The organism is Rhodanobacter ginsenosidimutans (assembly GCF_042655685.1).
Lineage (GTDB): Bacteria > Pseudomonadota > Gammaproteobacteria > Xanthomonadales > Rhodanobacteraceae > Rhodanobacter > Rhodanobacter ginsenosidimutans.
This window is the reverse complement of the sequence record NZ_JBHSMM010000007.1, coordinates 85,619-92,237: the sequence shown is the minus strand read 5'-3', so window position 1 is coordinate 92,237 and position 6,619 is coordinate 85,619. Positions and strand designations below refer to the sequence as shown.

Here is a 6,619-nt window from a genome sequence, read left to right as displayed (position 1 = left end):
TCGCCCTATTGCACCAATCGAAGGCATTGCCCACAATGGTGCAATGAGCGACCTCGACTGGCAGGCGTGTGCGGAGCAGATGGCGACCGGCCTGGCCGTGGTCGACACGGACATGCGCCTGCAATGGATCAACCCCGCGCTGGCCGAATGGCTGGAGTGGGGGCCGCGCAGCGCGCTGGGGCAACCCCTGGCCGCTTTGCTCGGCGACGCCTCCCGTCAGGCACAGCGGAGCCTGGCGCAGCAGCGGCCGGTGCAATTGCGTGGAGTGGTACTGACCGCTGTGAGCGGCCGGCAAACGCGGGTCGACATCGCCCTGCAACCACTCGATGGCGGCTTGTTGCTGGAGGCGCACGCGCTGGCCGAATCGCCGTCCGGCCAGTCGCCGCTGTCGGCCACACTGCGTGGCTTCGCGCATGAAATGAAAAATCCGCTGGCCGGCCTGCGCGGTGCTGCGCAGTTGCTGCAGCGGCGCGTGACCAGTGAGGACCTGCAGGCGCTGGCCGGCCTGATCATCGATGAGGCCGATCGCCTTGGTGCGCTGGCCAACCGCCTGCTGCATAACGACGGTGCGCCGAAGCTGGCGCCGATGAACATCCACCAGCCGCTGCAGCGCGTCGCCGACCTGTTGCAGGCCGAGCCGCAGCCGCCGCGGCTGCGGCTCGATTACGACCCCAGCCTGCCCGACCTGCACGGCGACGCCGACCGCCTGCAGCAGGCGCTGTTGAACCTGGCCCGCAACGCGCTGGAAGCCGGCGCCACCACGCTCACCCTGCGCACCCGCGCCGAGTACGGCCTGCGCCTGGGCGAGGGCGTGGCGCGGATGGCGCTGCGCGTGGACGTGGCCGACGACGGCCCCGGCGTACCCGCGGCCTTGCGCGACACCTTGTTCGAACCGCTGGTGTCCGGCCGCGTCGACGGCACCGGCCTGGGCCTGGCGCTGTCGCGCGAAATCGCCCACGAACATGGCGGCGAACTGCGCTACATCAGCCGCGCCGGCGACACCGTGTTCTCGCTGTACCTGCCACTGGAGTCTGGCCATGACTGATACCCCGGCACCGGAAATCTGGATCGTCGACGACGACCGCGGCGTGCGTTTCGTGCTGGCCGAAGTGCTGCGCGACGCCGGCCTGGCAGTGCGCGAGTTCGGCGAGGTGGAGACCGTCCGCACGGCGCTGCACGACGACCGGCCCGCGCTGCTGCTGACCGACGTGCGCATGCCCGGCGAGGATGGCCTGAGCCTGCTGCGCGAACTGCAGGAGTTGGGCGTGGGGCCGGTGATCGTGATGAGCGCCTTCACCGATGTGGCCACCGCCGCCGCCGCCTACCGTGCCGGCGCGGTGGACTACCTGGCCAAGCCGTTCGACCTCGACCACGCCGTGGCGGTGGTGCAGCGCGCGCTGGCCAGCGCCGCGGCACCGGCTGAACCGATCGTCGAACCGGTGGCATCCAACCATGCCCTGCTGGGCGAAAGCGCGCCGATGCGCGAAGTCTTCCGGCTGATCGGCCGCGTGGCCGCCAGCGACCTCAACGTGCTGATCACCGGCGAAACCGGCACCGGCAAGGAGCTGGTGGCGCGCGCGCTGCACGAGGAAAGCGCACGCCGGCAGAAACCCTTCGTGGCGCTCAACACCGCCGCCATCCCCAGCGAGCTGCTGGAAAGCGAACTGTTCGGCCACGAGGCCGGCGCGTTCACCGGCGCGCTGCGCCGCGTGGCCGGTCGCTTCGAACAGGCCGAGGGTGGCACGCTGTTCCTGGACGAGATCGGCGACATGCCGCTGGCGCTGCAGACGCGGCTGCTGCGTGTGCTGGCCGGCGGCGAGTTCTACCGCGTGGGCGGACGCGAACTGATCCGCGGCGACGTGCGCATCGTGGCGGCCACCCACCAGGACCTGTCCGCGCGCGTGGCCGCGGGCCTGTTCCGCGCCGACCTGATGCACCGGCTGGACGTGGTGCGCATCGAACTGCCCGCGCTGCGCAACCGGCGCGGCGACATCCCGCTGCTGGCGCGGCATTTCCTGGCGGCGATGGCGCAGGATCTGAAGCTACCGCCGAAGCGGTTCTCCAAGGCCGCGCTGAAACTGATCGCGCAACGGGATTTCCCCGGCAACGTGCGCGAGCTGGAAAACCTGTGCCGGCGACTGGCGGTGATCGCGCCCGGCAGCGAAATCCTGCCCACCGACCTGGACGGCATGCGCAGCGCGCCCAGCGGCGGTGACTGGACCGACGCCCTGCGCGACTGGGCCGCCGAAGCCCTGGCCGCCGGCGAAGTCGAAATCCACGCCCGCGCCCGCGAGGCGCTCGACCAGACCCTGCTCCAGGCGGCATTGCAGGCCTGCGATGGCCACCGGCAGAACGCGGCGCAAGCCTTGGGCGTGGGCCGCAACACGCTGACCCGCAAACTCGGGACGTCGCGGACGCGCAAGTCGTCTTGAGGGGGCTTCCCGCAAACGCTGCACCTCAACGCCACAAAGAAACCGTAATCCCCTCTCCCCTGCGGGGAGAGGGTAGGGAGAGGGGGCACACGCCGCGGGGAAGCTCAACGAAGCTTGCTCGCATCGCCGAACCCCCCCGGCCTCCCCGCAAGCACCGACCCCTCTCCTCAATCCTCTCCCCCAAGGGGGAGAGGAGTCTTAGCGCCCAGCGTGACCCGCAACCGGTGCACCCGCCCATCGTCCACCAGCGCCACGGCCTTGCCGGCATCCAGCGTTTGGCCGTCCATTTCCATCGCCCGCACGCCCCGGCAAACCCGTTGCGGATTCTCCACGCTGACCTCGTAACAGCTGACGTGCTGCTTGCCACGATGCCGATAGGTGAGCGTGAAGCCTGGCCAGTGCTTCGGCATACACGGGTCGATGCGCAACTGCTCGCCGCGTAATTGGAACCCCAGCAATGCTTCCAGCCCGGCGCGATACAGCCACGCGGCGGAGCCGGTGTACCAGGTCCAGCCGCCGCGGCCGACGAGCGGGGGTTCCGCATAGACATCGGCGCAGACGACGTAGGGTTCGACCTTGTAGCGCTGCACGGCCTCGGCGCTGGCGCTGTGGTGGATCGGGTTGAGCAGGCTGAATAAATCGCCGGCGCGGTCGCCGTCGCCCAAACCGGCCCAGGCGAAGATCGACCAGATCGCGCCGTGCGTGTACTGGCCGCCATTCTCGCGCACGCCGGGCGGGTAGCCCTTGATGTAGCCGGGGTTCTGCGGGCCGCCGTCGAACGGTGGGGTGAACAGTTTCGCCACCTGATCGGTGTGATCGACCAGCAGCCGATCGACTGACGCCATGGCCTGCGTAGCGCGTTCGCGGTCGATCGTGGCCGGGTCGCCCGCGCTGGCCATCACGCTCCACGATTGCGCGATCGTGTCGATGCGGCACTCGTCGTTTTGCGCCGAACCCAGCGGCGTGCCGTCGTCGTAATAGCCGCGCCGGTACCACGCGCCGTCCCATGCCTGCGCCAACGCCTGGCGCAAGGTGTCGGCATGGTCGCGCCAGCGGCGGGCGCGTTCACCATCGCCGCGTTGCTCGGCGACAGGTGCCAGCGCCGCGATGGCGGCCAGCAGAAACCAGGCCAGCCAGCTGCTTTCGCCGCGACCGGCGGCGCCCACCGCGTTCATGCCGTCGTTCCAGTCGCCGGTGCCGATCAGCGGCAGGCCATGTGCGCCGATGGCGAGGCTGCTGTCGATCGCGCGCGCCGTGTGTTCGTACAGGCTTGCCACGTCGTCATTGTGGCCGGGCAGGAAGAACGCGTCGGTCGCGCCGTCCTCGATCGCCGGGCCGGTCAGCCATGGCAGCGCTTCGTCGAGTACGGCGTCGTCACCGCTGACGCGCACGTAGTGCATGGCCACGTAGACCAGCCAGAGTCGATCGTCGCTGATGCGGGTGCGGATACCCTGGCCCTGCGGCGGCAGCCACCAGTGCTGTACGTCGCCCTCGGCGAACTGGCGACCGGCGGCGCGCAGCAACTGCTCACGCGCCACGTCGGGGCGGCTCACGCACAGCGCCATCACGTCCTGCAATTGATCGCGGAAACCGTACGCGCCGCTGGCCTGGTAATAGGCCGTGCGCGCCCACAGGCGGCAGGCCAGCACCTGGTACAGCAGCCAGTCGTTGAGCAGGATGTCGAGGGCGCGATCGGGCGTGCGCACCTGCACCGCGTCGAGCACGTCGCTCCATTGCGCGGCCACGGCGACCAGCACGTCGTCGATGTCGATGCGCCGGTAGCGGTCGATCAGCGTTTGCGCCTCGGCTTCGGCACTGGCGTCGCCCAGCAGGAACAGCAGGTCGACCTGGGTGTGCGGCGGCAATTCGATGCGCGTCTGCAGCGCGCCGCAGGGGTCCAGCCCGGCGCCCACGCGACCGGCCAGCGGCGCGCCGTCGTGCAGCGCGGCGGGATGTTCAACCGTGCCCAGTTCACCCAGGAATTCGCGCCGGTCGCCGCTGATCGATTGCTGCTGCCCCGCCATGTCGAAAAACGCCACGCGCTCGCCGAAATCGGGCCGCCACGGGTTGCGCGCCAGCATCGCGCCGGTGGCCTCATCATGCGCGGTGATCACGAACGGCGCCGGCGTGCTGCCGTTGGCGCCCAGCGCCCATTGCACATAACCGGTCACCGACAATTGCCGCGTGCGCGCCGAATGGTTGCACAGGCGCAGTCGCGACAGCTTGACCGGATCGGCCAGCGGCACGCATTGCACGAGGTCGGCTTCGATGCCGTGGGCGTCGCTGCGGAAGCGACTCCAGCCCTTGCCGTGAGTGGCGGTGTAATGGGCGCCGGGCACGCGGATCGGCAATGCCGTGGCGCTCCACACATCGCCGGTGTCCTGGTCGCGCAGGTAGATCACGTCGTGCGGCATGTCGCTGACCGGATCGTTCGGCCACGGCGTCAGCGGGTTCTGCTGGCTGTTAAGCGACCACGCGTAGCCGCCGCCCTCGGCCGACACCAGAAAGCCGAACGCAGGGTTCGCGATCACGTTCACCCATGGCGCCGGCGTGGTGCGGCCGTCATCGAGATCGATGCGATAGGCGCGGCCATCGTCGACGAAGGCGCCGCTGCCGTTGGCGAATTCCGATCGTTCGGCGCTGGCGGCGGCCGGCGGTGCGGCCGGGGTGCTGGCGCGGATCGGCGGTGCTGCGACGGCGGCGGCCGGTGCATCGGGCATGTGCGGTACCGGTTCGGCGGCGTCCAGCACCAGCCGTGCGACGGTCAGCAAGCCTTGCCGCAGTTCGGTGGCGAGAGTGTCGTCTTGCAGCACGAACAGCTGCGCCTTCGGCCCACCATCGTCGACCGCCAGTCGCGCCTGTTGCGCCTCGACCAGTGGCGTCAACGCCTGCTGCAGCGCGCTGTCGCCGGCGGCGGTATCGAGCAGCACCACGTCCACCGCCAGTCGCTGGCTGCGCCACCAGGCCTGCGCCTGCAGCAGCTCGCGCACGCGCACCAGCGTGTCGGTGCCGCGCACGTACAGCAGGGCGATCGGTCGATCGCCGGAAATGCCGGCGGCCCACAAGGTGGGTGGGCCGCCGCGGCCGCGGGGCAATTGATCGACGGGCGCGCGTTGTGCGGTGTCGGCCACCAGCAGCGCGCTTAACCACTGCGCGCAGCGGGCCGCGCAGGCGGTGTCGATACCGTGCCGCGCCCGTTCCGCCTCGGCCTGGCGGGCGGCGCCATCAAACAAGGCCGCGGCAGCGCCGGCTTCGGTCAGCCGTGCGGCCAGCGCCAGCGCACCCTCGCGGGTATCGGAAAGCGTGGTCCACAACAACAGCGTCACGCTGCCGCGAGGCACCAGGGTGAGCGACTGGCGCAGCGCGAAAACCGGATCGAGCACGCAGCCCACCGTACCGGACAGCGCCGCGCCGGGCGCCATCGCCTGTGCCCGCGCCAGTGTGCGGCCGCGTCCAAGGAATCGTGCGCGGTCGGTTTCAAAGCTGACGCCGTCGGCGCGCTGGCCTTCGATCTGCAGCGCCTGCGCGCACCACGCCGCGGGGGGAGCGGCGTCGCGCGCGCGGCGATGGGCCAGCAGCAGGCCACGCGCCGCGTCCCATTCGGTCTGCACGAACATCTTGGAAAACGCCGGATGCGCGTCGTCGGTGGCCGCCGTGCCCAGCACCAGTTCGGCGTAGCTGGTGAGCGTGAGCATGCGTGTGCGGTCACCGTGATTGCTCAGCGTGACGCGGCGCAGTTCGGTGTCCGAGTCCGATGCCACCGCGACCTCCAGCTCGCTGTGCACGCTGTGGTGGCGGCGGCTGAAGCGGGCGTGGCCGATGCCGAATTCCACCGCGTCGTCGGGTGTGCGGCTGGCGCCGGGTTGTTGGGTCAGCGACCACACCTCGCCGCTGTCCTCGTCGCGCAACAACAGGTAGCTGCCCCACGGGTCGCTGACCGGGTCCTCGCGCCAGCGGGTCACGGCCAGGTCGCGCCAGCGGGTGTAGCCGGAGCCGTTCGCGCTCAGCATCACGCTGAGCTTGCCGTTGGACAGCAGGCAGTGCTGGCGCGGGTCGATGGTGCGGGAAGATGGCGACATCGGGGTTCCTGTGATGAACAGGTCCCCGATGATGCGCCGACAACAGCATCGGCCGCGTCAACCTGCGTTTCATCGCGGTGGGGGGTACCATGCCGTGCTCATCGGCCA

General features: G+C 70.2%; 3 protein-coding genes. 2 read left to right on the top strand and 1 reads right to left on the bottom strand.

The window, feature by feature from the left end:
• Positions 1 to 43: 43 nt before the first annotated feature.
• Together ACFPK0_RS16595 and ntrC are read left to right on the top strand one after the other, a co-directional pair.
• Positions 44 to 1,045: a two-component system sensor histidine kinase NtrB gene (locus ACFPK0_RS16595; protein WP_377342326.1), complete on the top strand. Its 1,002-nt coding sequence runs from the start codon at positions 44 to 46 to the stop codon at positions 1,043 to 1,045.
• Entirely contained in the window at positions 1,038 to 2,432 is a 1,395-nt protein-coding gene (gene ntrC, locus ACFPK0_RS16590) for a nitrogen regulation protein NR(I) (protein WP_056083659.1), read from the top strand. Before ACFPK0_RS16595 ends, ntrC begins: the two co-directional genes overlap by 8 nt.
• 167 nt (positions 2,433 to 2,599) lie before the next feature.
• Here ntrC and ACFPK0_RS16585 read toward each other — a convergent pair whose 3' ends face one another.
• Positions 2,600 to 6,511, bottom strand: a complete 3,912-nt coding sequence (locus ACFPK0_RS16585; protein WP_377342323.1) for a GH36-type glycosyl hydrolase domain-containing protein — start codon at positions 6,509 to 6,511, stop codon at positions 2,600 to 2,602.
• Positions 6,512 to 6,619 lie beyond the last annotated feature (108 nt).